This window comes from Erwinia sp. B116, assembly GCF_002865965.1.
Lineage (GTDB): Bacteria > Pseudomonadota > Gammaproteobacteria > Enterobacterales > Enterobacteriaceae > Erwinia.
The window spans coordinates 27,915-40,297 of the sequence record NZ_JRZZ01000028.1 but is presented as its reverse complement, the minus strand read 5'-3'; the positions used below and the strand labels follow the sequence as shown (position 1 = coordinate 40,297).

General features: G+C 62.4%; 13 protein-coding genes. 3 read left to right on the top strand and 10 right to left on the bottom strand.

Going from position 1 to position 12,383, the window contains the following annotated elements:
* Positions 1–7: 7 nt before the first annotated feature.
* From NV64_RS16905 to NV64_RS16880, 6 genes are read right to left on the bottom strand one after another with little or no spacing between them, the layout of a single operon-like run.
* Positions 8–679, bottom strand: coding sequence for a methionine ABC transporter permease (locus NV64_RS16905; protein ID WP_056238032.1), 672 nt, complete (start codon positions 677–679; stop codon positions 8–10).
* Entirely contained in the window at positions 669–1,538 is an 870-nt protein-coding gene (locus NV64_RS16900) for a methionine ABC transporter ATP-binding protein (protein WP_101506377.1), read from the bottom strand. Before NV64_RS16900 ends, NV64_RS16905 begins: the two co-directional genes overlap by 11 nt.
* Before the next feature lies 1 nt (position 1,539).
* Entirely contained in the window at positions 1,540–2,349 is an 810-nt protein-coding gene (locus NV64_RS16895; protein WP_101506376.1) for a MetQ/NlpA family ABC transporter substrate-binding protein, read from the bottom strand.
* A 15-nt stretch (positions 2,350–2,364) separates the two neighbouring features.
* Entirely contained in the window at positions 2,365–3,396 is a 1,032-nt protein-coding gene (locus tag NV64_RS16890) for an isopenicillin N synthase family oxygenase (RefSeq protein WP_101506375.1), read from the bottom strand.
* Between the two features lie 21 nt (positions 3,397–3,417).
* Entirely contained in the window at positions 3,418–4,467 is a 1,050-nt protein-coding gene (locus NV64_RS16885) for a PLP-dependent cysteine synthase family protein (protein WP_056238040.1), read from the bottom strand.
* Positions 4,454–5,263 carry an ABC transporter ATP-binding protein gene (locus tag NV64_RS16880; RefSeq protein WP_101506374.1) on the bottom strand — a complete coding sequence of 270 codons (810 nt, stop codon included), beginning with the start codon at positions 5,261–5,263 and terminating at the stop codon, positions 4,454–4,456. Before NV64_RS16880 ends, NV64_RS16885 begins: the two co-directional genes overlap by 14 nt.
* A 192-nt stretch (positions 5,264–5,455) precedes the next feature.
* On the opposite strand from NV64_RS16880, the gene NV64_RS16875 reads away from it, so the two are divergent.
* Both NV64_RS16875 and NV64_RS16870 read left to right on the top strand, forming a co-directional pair.
* Positions 5,456–6,499, top strand: a complete 1,044-nt coding sequence (locus tag NV64_RS16875) for an ABC transporter substrate-binding protein (protein WP_101506373.1) — start codon at positions 5,456–5,458, stop codon at positions 6,497–6,499.
* A gap of 9 nt (positions 6,500–6,508) precedes the next feature.
* The gene (locus tag NV64_RS16870) at positions 6,509–7,519 is read left to right on the top strand and encodes an ABC transporter permease (RefSeq protein ID WP_101506372.1); all 1,011 of its coding nucleotides are present in this window, start codon (positions 6,509–6,511) and stop codon (positions 7,517–7,519) included.
* Between the two features lie 57 nt (positions 7,520–7,576).
* Here NV64_RS16870 and NV64_RS16865 read toward each other — a convergent pair whose 3' ends face one another.
* From NV64_RS16865 to NV64_RS16855, 3 genes are all read right to left on the bottom strand, one after another.
* Positions 7,577–7,918 (bottom strand): helix-turn-helix domain-containing protein, encoded by a 342-nt coding sequence (locus tag NV64_RS16865; RefSeq protein ID WP_056238049.1) that lies wholly within the window; start codon positions 7,916–7,918, stop codon positions 7,577–7,579.
* A gap of 216 nt (positions 7,919–8,134) precedes the next feature.
* A complete protein-coding gene (locus tag NV64_RS16860) occupies positions 8,135–8,599 on the bottom strand; it encodes an Rrf2 family transcriptional regulator (protein ID WP_056238051.1) in 465 nt (154 codons plus the stop codon).
* 201 nt (positions 8,600–8,800) lie between these two features.
* On the bottom strand, positions 8,801–9,655 hold the full coding sequence (locus tag NV64_RS16855; RefSeq protein WP_056238053.1) for a helix-turn-helix transcriptional regulator: 855 nt from the start codon (positions 9,653–9,655) through the stop codon (positions 8,801–8,803).
* A gap of 114 nt (positions 9,656–9,769) precedes the next feature.
* Here NV64_RS16855 and NV64_RS16850 point away from each other — a divergent pair, with 114 nt between their 5' ends.
* Complete coding sequence (locus tag NV64_RS16850) at positions 9,770–11,188, top strand: MFS transporter (protein ID WP_056238056.1); 1,419 nt, start codon at positions 9,770–9,772, stop codon at positions 11,186–11,188.
* 183 nt (positions 11,189–11,371) lie between these two features.
* On the opposite strand, the gene glsB is transcribed toward NV64_RS16850, so the two are convergent.
* A complete protein-coding gene (glsB, locus tag NV64_RS16845) occupies positions 11,372–12,295 on the bottom strand; it encodes a glutaminase B (protein WP_056238481.1) in 924 nt (307 codons plus the stop codon).
* Positions 12,296–12,383: the final 88 nt, after the last annotated feature.

Here is a 12,383-nt window from a genome sequence, read left to right as displayed (position 1 = left end):
GGCTGCTTTAACGGCGGTGCGCCAGCCGTCTTACCAGCCGGTCTCCGGTCATCTGCACGATTTGCACCAGCAGCACCAGCACCACCACCGTGCCGATCATCACCGGCTGATTAAATCGCTGGTAGCCGTAGCGGATCGCCAGGTCACCCAGCCCGCCGCCGCCGATCACCCCGGCCATGGAGGAGAAGCCAATCAGCATCACCAGCGTCAGCGTCACGCCGGCCAGCAGCGCGGGCAGTGCTTCCGGCAGCAGCACTTTGCTGATCACGTGCCATCCGCTGCCGCCCATCGACAGAATCGCTTCAATGCGCCCTTTCGCCACCTCATCCAGCGCGCTCTCAACAATGCGGGCAAAGAACGGCACCGCGCCGAGCGTAATCGGCACCACCGCCGCGCTGCTGCCGAGCGTCGTGCCGACCACCAGTCGGGTAAAGGGGATCAGCGCAATCAGCAGCACCACAAACGGCAGCGAGCGGCCGATATTGACCAGGGTGCCGATCAGCGCATTGACCCGTGGCAGCGGCAGGATGCCGCCACGGCGGCTGATAAACAGCAGCACGCCCAGCGGCAGCCCGAACAGCAGGGTAAATACCCCGGCCAGCGCCACCATATAGAGGGTTTCCAGAGTGGCCTGCGCCATCAGCTGCCACAGTTCGTTGAGATCGAGACTACCGCGCATAGTTCACTTCCTGAGTTAACGGCCAGCCTTCCGGCGCTTGAGCGTGGCCGGTCCGTTCAGCGCCGGTCGCCCGGGCGAAAGGTTCCACGCCTGCGGCAATGCCGTGCCGCTGAAGAAAGCGCAGTTCGGCCTGTTCATCGTGCAGCAGCGCGTTACGCAGCAATGAGTCCGGCTGCCTGAGCAGGTTGCTCAACGCTCCGCTCTCCACCACCCGCCCCTGCTCCAGCAGCGCGGCGTGATCGCAGATGGCTTTCACCACCTCCAGCTGATGGGTGATCATCACGATGGTCAGCCCGAACTGCTGGTTAATCTGCTGTAACAGCGCCAGCACCGAGGCGGTAGTCTCGCTGTCCAGCGCGCTGGTGGCCTCATCGCACAGCAGGTAGTCCGGTCTGGCGGCCAGCGCGCGGGCAATACCCACCCGCTGCTGCTGGCCTCCGGAAAGCTGTGAGGGAAAGGCGCGGGCTTTATCCGTCAGGCCGACCAGCGCCAGTAATTCGCTGACCCGTGCCTCCCGCTCAGGGCGTTTCACACCGGCGATCTCCAGCGGCACCGCCACGTTGGCGGCAACGCTGCGTGAATGCAGCAGGTTGAAGTGCTGAAAAATCATGCCGCTGCGCTGGCGCTGCTGGCGCAACGCTTTGTCATCCAGCTGCATGATGTCAGCCCCCTCCACCTGCACGCGCCCGCTGTCCGGGCGCTCCAGCAGATTAAGGCAGCGGATCAGGGTGCTTTTCCCCGCCCCGCTGCGGCCGAGAATGCCGTAAATGGCCCCGTCGGGGATACGCAGCGAGACGTTATCCAGCGCCGGCGGTTGCCCGGCAGCATAGCGTTTGGTGACCCCGTCGAGGACAATCATCCTATTTACCTGCTACCGGGATCACCGAACCGTTATAGTTCTGCTGAATAAACCCGGCCACCTGCGTTGACTCCAGGTCTTTCGCCAGCTGTTTAATGCGGGGATCGTTAGCCAGCTTCGGCGTGGTGACCAGAATATTGGCGTACGGGTTATTGACCGCGCTCTCCAGACCCAGCGCGTCTTTCGCCGGGGTCAGCCCCGCTTCCAGCGCGTAGTTGCCGTTGATCACCGCCAGCTGCACGTCATCAAGCGTGCGCGGGATCTGCGGCGATTCCACTTCCAGAATTTTGAGTTTTTTCGGGTTCTCAGCAATATCTTTCGGCGTGGCCTGATTTTTTGAAGGATCGTTGTAGCCCGCCTTAAGTTTGATCAGCCCCTCTTTCTGCAGCAGATAGAGCGAACGGCTGAGGTTGGTGACGTTGTTAGGCACCGCCACGGTAGCGCCATCCGGTACTTCCTGCAGGGTTTTTACCTTACGGGAGTAGATGCCCAGCGGTTCAATATGCACCGTGGCGGCGACGACAAATTTCTGCCCCAGCGCTTTTTCCTGCTCTTTCAGGTATGGCACATGCTGAAAGTAGTTAGCGTCGACGTCGCCATGCGCCAGCAGTTCGTTGGCGTTAATGCCGCTGGTCAGCTCGATGATTTTCAGATCCAGCTGCGGATCGCTCTTTTTCACAAAGTTAAGAATTTCAGCGTGCGGCACCGGGTCGGCGGCCACGCGCAACGTCTCAGCAGCCTGGGCGCTGAAGGCGAAAGCAACAGATAACGCGATGCCGGCCAGCGGGAACGAAGTGAAGCCTGTAGTCATGGCGGTTCCTTAAGATTAAGCGGTGTGTTGGGGTTGTTGTTGTTGTAACTGGTCATACCAGCGCGCGGCGACGTCCGGGTGCGAACGCAGGCGGCCTTTAAGGTAGTTCCAGCCGACGTCGCGCAGCAGCGGGTTGCGCGGGTCGCTGGCCGGGCCCAGTGCCAGGCGGGCGATTTCCGGCGCCAGCTGGTAAACCGGGATGGTCGCGTCCAGCTGTGCGCCAAGGAAGAAGGCGATCGACAGGCGATCTTTATCGGCCGGCGGTGCCACCACCCGGTGGACGGTCGCCCGCAGATAGCCGTTACTCGCCAGCTCCAGCAGCTCGCCGATATTCACCACAAATGCCCCCTGCAGCGGCAGCGCATCCACCCAGCGGTCCGGTTCCACCTCGACCTGCAGGCCGCGCTGGTTGTCCTGCAGCAGGAAGCTGAGGAAGCCGGAATCTTTGTGTGCCCCGACGCCCTGGCTGGAGGTACCGGCGGTCTGGCCCGGGTAGCGGATCAGTTTGATATGTTCATTGGGCTTATCGCCGTACAGCGGGTCGAAGGCATCGGGGGCCAGATCCAGCGCCCGGGCGAAGGCGCGCAGCAGGCGCAGCGACATCTGTGTCATCGACTGCTGCCAGGCCAGCAGCACCGGTTTCAGCTCCGGCAGCGCCTGCGGCCACTGGTTTGGCCCCTGCAGCCGTTTCCAGCCGGCATCGCCGGCCTGCACCGGCAGCGGCTGGCGTTCGGCGCCGATGTCGAACTGCTCCCGCCAGTCCGGCTGGCTGCGGGTCAGCTCGGAACCGGCACGGTTATAACCGCGAAAATGCGGCGAGTGCAGCATGGCAACCTGCTGTTTTTCCTCATCCGGCAGCGCAAAAAACTTTCGCGACAGCTGCTGCACCTGCGCGGAGAGCGCCTCGTCCACCCCGTGGTTGATCAGGTAGAAAAAGCCCACCTCGCGCGCGGCGAAGCTCAGCTTGTCGTAGAACGCCTGCTGGCGGGTGGCATCGCCATCCAGTTCGGATAAATCAAGAATCGGCAGAGAGGTAATCTGGCTCATAACAGTTCCTTAAACATCATTTCACGAGGCGTTCTGGATCGCCGGGTTGTGTAACAGTGCGTTGACCTGCAGCTGACCAATGGTCAGGTTGTGGTTAAACAGGTCGGTGGAGAGGTAGCTGAGGCCGCTATCGGCCAGCAGGGTCACAATACGTTTGCCGTGGTTCTCCGGGCGCTGCGCCACTTCCCGCGCCGCCCACAGCACGCCGCCGGCGGATTCACCGATCAGGATGCCGTCGCTCTGCGCCACGGCGCGGGCGGCCTCGGTGGCCTGCCAGGACTCAACGGCAATCGCTTCATCAATAACCGACAGATTCAGGTTGGGAGGGATGCGCTCCGGCAGCACACCGCTGAAGGCGTGGACGCCGGTCAGTTCACGGATATCTTCCCGCCCTGCGGCCGGAACAGAGTGCGGCCCCGGTTCGACGGCGATAATTTTGATCGCCGGGTTCTGCTGCTTCAGATACTGACCGACGCCGGAGATGGTGCCGCCGGTGCCGACCGCTACGATGACGATATCCAGCTGCCCGGCGGTCTGCTGCCAGATCTCCGGGCCGGTGGTCAGCCGGTGCGCGCCCGGGTTAGCCGGGTTCTCCAGCTGCGCGGCGTGGAACACGTTAGGCTGGCGGGTAATCACGTTCTGCGCCAGCCAGCGCGCCGCCGCCACAAAATCACCGTCGCAGTTTTCGAGGATCTCGCGGAAGCCCTCGACCTGGCTGTACGGGATCACCTCCGCGCCCAGCGCGCGCAGGATCTGAAAGCGCTCCTCGCTCAGCCGGTCGTGCAGATAAACCCGGAACGGATAGCCTTTCGCCGCCGCGATCGCCGCCAGGCCGATGCCGGTATTACCGCTGGTGGTGTCGGCGATGGTGTCACCCGGTTTCAGTTTGCCGCTGCGTTCCGCCTCTTCGATCATCGCCAGCGCAATGCGGTCTTTTACGCTGTGGTTGGGGTTAAAGTACTCCAGCTTGGCAAGGATCTCCGCCGGCAGCGCGAACTGCGCGATAAAGCGGTTCAGGCGCAGCAGCGGCGTATTGCCCACCAGTTCGGCGATCGAATTATGAATAGTCATACTCAGGCTCCTCAGTGAGTTCAGCACCCAGCAGCGCCAGCGCACGGGCGCGCAGTTCCACCAGCCGCGGATCGTTGCGGCGACGCGGGTAAGGCAGGTCGACGGTAATCGTTTCGATAATGCGCGCCGGGCGCGGGCTGAAGATCACCACCCGGTTGGCCATCAGCAGCGCCTCTTCCACGTCGTGGGTGACCATCAGCGTGGTAAAGCGCTGCTCGCGCCATAGGGCCACCAGCTCCTGCTGCATGCGGATGCGGGTCAGCGAGTCGAGCTTGCCCAGCGGCTCGTCGAGGATCAGCAGGCGCGGATGGTTGACCAGCGCCCGCGCCAGCGCCGCACGCTGCGCCATGCCGCCGGAGAGCTGATGCGGCCAGGCGTTGGCAAACTGGCTGAGGCCGACTTTCTCCAGCGTGGCATCAATGCGTTCGCGCCCTGCCGGGGTCAGCGCACCGCGGGTCTGCAGGCCAAGCGCCACGTTGCGCCAGACGCGCCTCCACGGGTACAGCGTCGGGTCCTGAAACACCACCACCCGGCTGGGGTGCGGCGCGGTCAGCGGCCGGTTATCCTCGAAGATCTCCCCCTGAGAAGCGCGATCCAGCCCGGCCACCAGCCGCAGCAGCGTCGATTTACCGCAGCCGGAGGGGCCAAGCAGCGCGACAAACTCCCCCGGTGCCACCTGCAGCGAGACGTTATCCAGCACCGCCAGGCTTTCGCCCTGCAGATGGAACGCATGGCTGACCTGGTTAACGCTCAGCGCCAGACCGGCCGGGTTTTCTCTCTGCTCTGCTACTGCCATTGCTTCACCTCATTAACGGATACACGCTGACTATTCCGTTTTTTTGCTGCCGGGTGAAATACCAATAGTGGCAAAGGTTTACAGCGCGCCAGATAACGTGATTTTGCATTTCCACATGCGGGATTGTTATTTCAGACCGGCGGAAAATGTTGTCATAGTGCGGTGATAATTCAGCCAAAAGGGATAAACAGCATGACTCTTTCTCGCGGTGTTTCGCGTCGTAACTTTATTCAGACTCTGGGTGTGGCAGGAGCCGGACTGGTGCTGGCACCCTCGCTACCGGTATGGGCGGCGGGCAGTGACGAGAAGCTGACCACGGTGAAGCTGGCATGGGGCCAGACGGCGGTGTGTCAGTCGCCGATCTCGGTGGCGCTCAAGCAGGGTTTCTTTAAGAAGTACGGGCTGAACGTCGAGCCGGTGAACTTCAGCGGCCCGACCGACGCCCTGCTGCAGGCGATCGCCACCGGCAAGGCGGACGGCGGTATCGGCATGGCATTACGCTGGCTGAAGCCGCTGGAGCAGGGCTTTGACGTTGATCTTACCGTTGGTACCCACGGCGGCTGTATGCGCCTGCTGGCACCGAAAGACAGCGGCATCAACAGCGTGCGCGATCTGGTGGGCAAAAGCGTGGCGGTGACCGACCAGGCGAGCCCGATCCGTAACTTCTTTGCCATCCAGCTGGCGAAACTGGGTATCGACCCGGATACCCAGGTGAACTGGGTACAGTACCCGGCCGACCTTTTCGGCGAGGCGCTGCGCAAGGGGGAAGTACAGGCGCTGGCCACCGACGATCCGCAGGGCTGGCTGATTAAGAAACGCGACGGGCTGGTGGAGGTGGATAACAACCTCAACGGCGAGTACAGCAACCTGACCTGCTGCGTGCTGGGCCTGCGCGGTTCGCTGGTGCGCGATAACCCGAAGGTCGCGCAGGCGATCAGCCAGGCGATTATCGACGCCCAGCAGTGGACGGCCGATCACCCGGCGGAATCGGCGAAGATCTTCGCCCCGTTTGTGCCGGGCAACGTGTCAGCGGATGACATCGCCGCGATGCTCAGCGAGCACACACACGCCCACCACTCCAGCGGCGCGCAGCTGCGCAAAGAGGTGGCGATCTACGTCAATGAGCTGAAAACCATTAAGGTGATCCGCGACGATACCGACGCGCAGAAGTTTGCCGAGCACTACGTGCCGGACCTGCTGGGCGGCCAGGGCGAACACGCCCACCACAGCGCATAAGGAGTCGTGATGTCCAGTGAAACCCTTGCCTCCCCGCTGACGCGCCGCGACCCGCCGGTGCGCCTGTCGGCCACCCTGCTGCTGGCCGCGGCCGCCTGGTGGGGGCTGGCCGCGCTGATGATCCTCTGGCCGGATAAGCCGGTCGGCTTTGCCGCACCGCGTTTTGTCACCGAGACCCATCAGGTCTTTGTGGTGCTGGCCGCCGCCCTGAGCCTGACGGTACTGGCCGGGCGGCTGCTGGCGCTGCCGCGCCTGCTGGCACCGCTGCTGCGCGGCGCGCGCTGGCTGGTGGCGATGGCGCTGCTGTTCGCCGTCTGGGAGATGGTGACCGCCAAGCTGGCGCTGCTGCCGGTGCCGTTTTTTGCGCCGCCGCGGGCGCTGGTCGAAGCGTACGCCACCGACTGGTACCGGCTGGGCGACAGCGTGCTGAACTCGATGCGGCTGCTGGCGCTGGGGTTTGTGTTTGGCAGCCTGAGCGGCTTTGTGACCGGGGTGGCGATCGGCTGGTCGCGCGGGCTGGGCTACTGGGTGCACCCGGTGCTGCGCTTCCTCGGCCCGGTACCCTCCACCGCGCTGCTGCCGCTGGCGCTCTACTTCTTCCCCTCCAGCTTCTCGGCGGCGGTGTTTCTGATCGCGCTGGCCACCTGGTTCCCGGTCACGGTGCTCACCTGGTCTGGCGTCGCCAGCGTCGATCAGCGCTACTACGACGTGGCGCGTACGCTGGGGGCCAGCACGCTGTTCCTGGTACTGCGCGTGGCGATCCCGGCCTCGTTACCGCAGGTGTTTGTCGGGCTGTTTATGGGGCTGGGGGCGTCGTTTTCCGTGCTGGTGGCGGCGGAGATGATGGGGGTGAAATCCGGGCTGGGGTGGTATCTGCAGTGGGCTCAGGGCTGGGCGGCCTACGCCAATATGTACGGCGCGCTGATCGTGATGGCACTGCTGTTCTCGTCGCTGATCACCCTGCTGTTTGCGGTACGCGATCGTTCGCTCGCCTGGCAGCGCGGCACGGTTAAGTGGTAACGATAAGCCAGAGTGAAGTAAGACGATGACGGGGCAGGTTCACCTGCCCCTGCGTCATCAGGCGTGCGCGGCAATCTGTACCTGACGGCGCCATGCGCCCGGCGACTGGCCAAACTGGCGCTTAAAGCTGCGGTTAAACGACTGCTGGGAATCAAAACCAAAGCTGATCGCCACATCCAGAATCGGCTCACCGCCCCGGGCGAGGCGTTCAGCGGATTTTTTCAGACGACGTTCGCGAATGTATTCACCCATTGCATAGCCAGTATGCTGTTTAAACATGCGCTGCAGGTGCCATTTGGAGTAACCGGCGCGGGCAGCCACGGTGTCTAAATCCATCTTGCCTTCAATGTGGCCGTCAATCCACTGCAGTAAATCCTGAATAAAGTCATCATGGCTCATTGGTCTTCCCCTAAAAAGTATCAATCAAAAATGCACTTTAATAAAAGTAAGTCAGCCGGGCCTATAATGCAAGTTTTATTGTTGCATTAAATTCTGACGGGCGGGTTGCGCCGAACGCGTTGCGATGGGTAGGGGAAAAAGGATCGACAAGGCAGTGAGAGTTAAAATTGGGTTGAGCGCCCCGCCGCCGTCGGCAGCGGGACGATTAAGGGAGTGCTATTCGGTGACAGCCACGCAGTCATCCTGCGTCTTTGGTGCACCGCGCTGCAGAATATCGCGCAATGCCTCGGCAACGGTTCGTTTCGCCAGCACCGCCAGCGAGGCCTGTTCCGCTTCCCATGCCAGCTCTTTGAAGTACCAGCAGGCGTTAGCGCTGACCGTGCAGCGCGCCGGCACTTCCGGCCGGCAGGCCATCAGCGGTTTATCTTCGATCACCGCGCTGTAAATATCACACAGGGTGATCTGGTCGGCTGGCCGCCCGAGGCGAATGGTGCCGCTGCGGCCGAGCGTAGAGACGATAATGCCGTCGCGGGTCAGCGGCACCATCATTTTGCGTACAAAGCTCGGGTTAGCCTCAAGGCCATCGGCGAGCATTTTACTGGTACAGCGTTTATCTTCGCCGTCCGCTTTAGCGATGCAGAGCACCATCTGTAAGGCGGTGGGAAAACGATTATCAAGCATGCGGTGATCCTTGCTTTTTGCCGTTCATCCACGGATGAAGCATTGAATTAAAAAGCATTTAAAATCAATAAAATAAAAAATAACTCAGAACGCTAATATATCAAAGCGCGGCGCGTTTTTGAAGATGGTGACTAAGCACTATGGGCTATTATCACCATCACCATGATTTAGCACAGTTTATTATTACCGGTCCTGACAGATTCAGGCGGTAATCTGCTGCAGCGCCGCCGCGCTCTGTTCATCATTGGGAATATAAACCAGCAGACGATCGCCGTTGCGCGGCGCGGACCACCAGTTATTCTGCCGCAGGGTCAGTACGCCCGCCTGCGGGTGGCGGAACTGCTTAATATGGTTATCAATCGCGCGAATTTCATAACGCTGCCACATCAGGCGAAACTCTGCCGACTCGCGCAGCAGGCGATCCAGCAACTCCTGCCAGCGCGGGTCGTCATGGTGTTCGCCCATCTGGGTGCGGAACAGCGCCACCATATGCGGCATCAGCTGCTCCTGGTCAACCACCGCCGCCCGCCAGTCAGGGTGGGTAAAGGCCAGCAGGATGCAGTTGCGGTCCTCCGGGGCGATGCTTTCCAGATCGACATTCATCAGCCGGCACCAGGCCTGGTTATAGCCCATGATATCAAAACGTTTGCTCTGAATAATCGCCGGCAGCGGGTGCAGAGAATCCAGCAGGATCTGGCCGTGGGCCGACACCACTTCACAGCTTTTTGCCAGCTCCCGCGCCGGTGACTCATGCCCGGCCAGCCGGAACAGGTGCTGGGTCTCGGCCTCGTTACACTGTAACGCCGCAGCGATCGCCGCCAGCGTTTTCGGTGAGGCTTTAATCTCGCGGCCCTGCTCCAGCCAGGTGTACCAGGTGACGCCCACGTCGGCCAGTTGCGCCACCTCTTCCCGCCGCAGGCCCGGCGTGCGTCGGCTGCGCTGGCGCGGCAGCCCCAGCCGCTGCGGGTCGAGGCTTTCGCGGCGGCTGCGCAGGAAGGTCGCCAGCAGCTGTCGGTTTTTTTCAGTGCCGCTGACCGGCAGGATAGCTTCGCTCATTCGGTGTTCTCCACGCAGGCGGGTAGTGTTTATACCATGATAAGCAAAAACTGGTACCCGTTTCAGAAAGCGTTATTCTCAGCCCGGTTACTGATTAACACAAGGGTTTACACCATGAAAAGCGGTTATGATTCCACCACTCTCGGCCGCAGCGGCCTGCTGGTGCTGTTAGCGGGTCAGCTGTTGCCGATGATCGATTTTTCGATAGTTAACGTGGCGCTGGACGCAATGTCCGCCTCGCTGCACGCCTCGCCGATCCAGCTGGAGCTGATGGTGGCGCTGTACGGTATCGCCTTTGCCATCAGCCTGGCGATGGGCGGCCGGCTGGGCGACAACCTCGGCCGCCGCCGGGTGTTTATCTGGGGGGTAGCGCTGTTTGGCCTCTCCTCGCTGCTGTGCGGGCTGGCACCCAACGTTACCACGCTGCTGCTGGCACGGGCGCTGCAGGGGGTGGGCGCGGCGCTGGTGGTGCCGCAGATTCTGGCGACGCTGCACGTGACGCTGCACGGCCGCGAACATTCGCGCGCGCTGGGCCTGTACGGCGGCATTGGCGGGCTGGCGTTTATCATTGGCCAGGTGCTGGGCGGCACGCTGATTGAGCTCAATCCCGGTGGCTTCGGCTGGCGCAGCGTGTTCCTGATTAATATCCCGTTCTGCGTGGCGATCCTGCTGCTGGCCACGCGTACCCTGCCGGAAACCCGTAACGATCGCCGGGTGGCGCTGGATCGGGCCGGCACCTTCTGGCTGGCCGCTGCCACCGGCAGCCTGCTGATTTCGCTGTCGCTCGGCCCGCTGCTGCACTGGTCATGGCCATGCCTCGCGCTGCTGGCGCTGTTCCCGCTGCTGCTCGGCCGCCTGTGGCAGGTTGAGTTACGGCTGGAGCGCAGGGGCGGTTCACCGCTGCTGCCGCCCGCCCTGCTGCGCCTGCCCGGCGTGCGTTTCGGCCTGACCATTGGCGTGCTGTTCTTCGCCTGCTGGAGCGGCTTTATGTTTGTGGTGGCGCTGACGCTGCAGTCCGGGCTGGGCATGACGCCGTTCCAGTCCGGTAACGCCTTTATCGCGCTGGGCAGCGCCTACTTTATCGGCGCGATGCTCTCCACCCGCATGGTGGCGCGCTGGGGTAAGGTTGCCACGCTGCTGGCCGGCTATGCCATTCAGATGAGCGGCCTGCTGGCGCTGATGCTGACGCTGGAACGCGGCTGGCCGCAGATCGGCATCCTCGCCCTCGCTCCGGCCACCGCGCTGATTGGCTTCGGTCAGTCGTTTATCGTCAGCTGCTTCTACCGCATCGGCCTCGCCGATGTACCGAAAACCCACGCCGGGGCCGGCAGCGCGGTGCTCTCCACCGTGCAGCAGACCGCGATGGGGCTCGGCCCGATGCTGCTCGGCGCGGTATTCAGCCACGTGCTGCAGCCGCACGGCGACTATCGCCAGGCAATCCTCATCACCCTCGGCGTCGAGTGGGGGTTAATGCTGGTACTGGTGGTGTTTGCCCTGCAGAAGCGCGGTATCAGGATAATGCAGCCTGAATAACGAGCTTCGTGATGCCGCAGAACTTACTGCGGTATCACAGCCACGTTAGCAGCTGGCTTACCTCGCCATCCCGTTTATTGTTGTAACGTTAGCTGAAAAGAAATCAATTTATTATGCATTGTCAGTATCAGCGAAGATTTTACCGGAAACCTCTGCCGACTGATTTGCCACCACTAAACCCTCTCAAAAGATCGAGCGGCCGATGCGGTCGGCCAGCAGCTCCAGCGCGGCGGTGCCGGCCAGCGAGTTTCCGGCGCTGTCCAGCTCCGGCGACCAGACGGCAATGGTCATCTCGCCGGGCACCACGGCAATGATGCCGCCGCCGACGCCGGATTTACCGGGCATGCCAACGCGCCAGGCAAATTCACCTGCGCCGTCGTACATGCCGCTGGTGACCATCAGCGCGTTGACCTGGCGGGTCTGCTTCGGCGTCAGCAGCGCCTCGCCCTGCGGGCCCAGCCCGCCGCTGGCCAGATAGAGAAAACAGCGCGCCAGCTCGACGCAGCTCAGCGTCATCGCGCAGTAGTGGAAATAGGTTTGCAGCACCGTCGGCACGTCGTTGGCAAAGTTGCCAAACGCCTTCATCAGCCAGGCGATCGCCGCGTTACGCGCCGAGTGGTCAAACTCCGATCGCGCCACGATGCGGTCGTAACTGACGTCAGCCTGCCCGGTCAGGCCACGCACCAGCTCCAGCATTCGCTGACGCGGCGCGGTCAGACGCGTTTCCAGCATATCGCACACCACCAGCGCACCGGCGTTAATGAACGGGTTGCGCGGAATACCCTGCTCCAGCTCCAGCTGCACCAGCGAGTTAAACGGCTGGCCGGAGGGCTCTTTGCCCACCCGCTGCGCAATCTCACGATCGCTGTAGCGGCTTAACGCCAGGGTTAAGGACAATACCTTAGAGATCGACTGGATCGAAAACCGCTCCAGCGCGTCGCCAGCCTGGTACACCGTGCCATCCAGCAGGCAAACCGCGATGCCCAGCCGGTCGGCGGGCACCTGCGCCAGCGCAGGTATATAGTCGGCGACCTTGCCCTGCCCGATCAGCGGCCTGACCTGCTGCAGGATCTCCTGCAACAGCGCGTTATCCAGTGCACTTGCCATTATTATTCCCCGATTGACCTGAACGGCCTGATTTTGCGCGCGATTCTGCCGACTGAAGGCGGCTTCGTCAAACGTTCTGCCTGAAAGG

Excerpts from the sequence above, each read along its gene's own strand:
- NV64_RS16905 (WP_056238032.1), bottom strand. The coding sequence starts at position 679 with ATGCGCGGTAGTCTCGATCTCAACGAACTGTGGCAGCTGATGGCGCAG.
- NV64_RS16900 (WP_101506377.1), bottom strand. The coding sequence starts at position 1,538 with ATGATTGTCCTCGACGGGGTCACCAAACGCTATGCTGCCGGGCAACCG.
- NV64_RS16895 (WP_101506376.1), bottom strand. The coding sequence starts at position 2,349 with ATGACTACAGGCTTCACTTCGTTCCCGCTGGCCGGCATCGCGTTATCT.
- NV64_RS16890 (WP_101506375.1), bottom strand. The coding sequence starts at position 3,396 with ATGAGCCAGATTACCTCTCTGCCGATTCTTGATTTATCCGAACTGGAT.
- NV64_RS16885 (WP_056238040.1), bottom strand. The coding sequence starts at position 4,467 with ATGACTATTCATAATTCGATCGCCGAACTGGTGGGCAATACGCCGCTG.
- NV64_RS16880 (WP_101506374.1), bottom strand. The coding sequence starts at position 5,263 with ATGGCAGTAGCAGAGCAGAGAGAAAACCCGGCCGGTCTGGCGCTGAGC.
- NV64_RS16875 (WP_101506373.1), top strand. The coding sequence starts at position 5,456 with ATGACTCTTTCTCGCGGTGTTTCGCGTCGTAACTTTATTCAGACTCTG.
- NV64_RS16870 (WP_101506372.1), top strand. The coding sequence starts at position 6,509 with ATGTCCAGTGAAACCCTTGCCTCCCCGCTGACGCGCCGCGACCCGCCG.
- NV64_RS16865 (WP_056238049.1), bottom strand. The coding sequence starts at position 7,918 with ATGAGCCATGATGACTTTATTCAGGATTTACTGCAGTGGATTGACGGC.
- NV64_RS16860 (WP_056238051.1), bottom strand. The coding sequence starts at position 8,599 with ATGCTTGATAATCGTTTTCCCACCGCCTTACAGATGGTGCTCTGCATC.
- NV64_RS16855 (WP_056238053.1), bottom strand. The coding sequence starts at position 9,655 with ATGAGCGAAGCTATCCTGCCGGTCAGCGGCACTGAAAAAAACCGACAG.
- NV64_RS16850 (WP_056238056.1), top strand. The coding sequence starts at position 9,770 with ATGAAAAGCGGTTATGATTCCACCACTCTCGGCCGCAGCGGCCTGCTG.
- glsB (WP_056238481.1), bottom strand. The coding sequence starts at position 12,295 with ATGGCAAGTGCACTGGATAACGCGCTGTTGCAGGAGATCCTGCAGCAG.